Here is a 1,341-nt window from a genome sequence, read left to right on the forward strand (position 1 = left end):
CTACGGGGGCAACGGGTATCACTGGGGCTACTGGACCTACCGGTGCCACTGGTATCACCGGTTCTACTGGACCTACCGGTGTCACTGGTATTACTGGACCAACAGGTCCTACTGGTGTGACGGGTATTACCGGAGCTACTGGCTCTACCGGTGCCACTGGTATCACCGGTTCAACTGGACCTACGGGTGCCACGGGTATTACTGGTGCTACTGGTTCTACTGGCGCAACGGGTATTACCGGAGCTACCGGACCTACTGGCGCTACAGGTATCACTGGAGCTACCGGACCTACCGGGGCAACCGGCATCACTGGAGATACTGGTCCTACCGGGACTACAGGTATCACTGGACCAACAGGTCCTACTGGGATCGGATTAAGTGGTGTTGAAGCCTATGATCCTGTTATGGCACCAACATACTCAGTAGGGCGAGTGGTCACTTATGGTGGTGGTACGTATATTGTGGATTCTGCACCACCTTCAGGTACACCAGATACGTCGTCAGATTACACACTTTTAGCAGCACCAGGTGAAACTGGGCCTACTGGTACCACAGGTAACACTGGATCAACCGGACCTACCGGTGCCACTGGTATTACTGGAGCTACTGGTCCTACTGGCGCTACAGGTATCACTGGGGCTACTGGTTCTACTGGCGCAACGGGTATCACTGGAGCTACTGGGCCTACGGGTGCCACTGGTATTACTGGAGCTACTGGTTCTACTGGTGCGACGGGTATCACTGGGGCTACCGGACCTACTGGCGCTACAGGTATCACTGGAGATACCGGTCCTACTGGTGCCACTGGTATTACCGGAGCTACTGGTCCTACTGGTGTGACGGGTATCACTGGACCAACAGGTCCTACTGGGATCGGATTAAGTGGTGTTGAAGCCTATGATCCTGTTATGGCACCAACATACTCAGTAGGGCGAGTGGTCACTTATGGTGGTGGTACGTATATTGTGGATTCTGCACCACCTTCAGGTACACCAGATACGTCGTCAGATTACACACTTTTAGCAGCACCAGGTGAAACTGGGCCTACTGGTACCACAGGTAACACTGGATCAACCGGACCTACCGGTGCCACTGGTATTACTGGAGCTACTGGTCCTACTGGCGCTACAGGTATCACTGGGGCTACTGGTTCTACTGGCGCAACGGGTATTACTGGAGCTACTGGTCCTACGGGTGCCACGGGTATTACTGGTGCTACTGGTTCTACTGGTGCGACGGGTATCACTGGGGCTACCGGACCTACTGGCGCTACAGGTATCACTGGAGATACCGGTCCTACTGGTGCCACTGGTATTACCGGAGCTACTGGTCCTACTGGTG

1 protein-coding gene is annotated in these 1,341 nt (G+C 54.7%); it reads left to right on the top strand.

All coding sequences use genetic code 11. The features are described from left to right. Positions 1 to 116 precede the first annotated feature (116 nt). Positions 117 to 1,341 (top strand): beta strand repeat-containing protein (locus BAE31_RS06215; protein ID WP_481747479.1); only part of this gene is annotated, 1,225 nt, incomplete at its 3' end.

This window comes from Bacillus sp. I-2 (genome assembly GCF_001974945.1).
GTDB lineage: Bacteria > Bacillota > Bacilli > Bacillales > Bacillaceae > Bacillus > Bacillus safensis.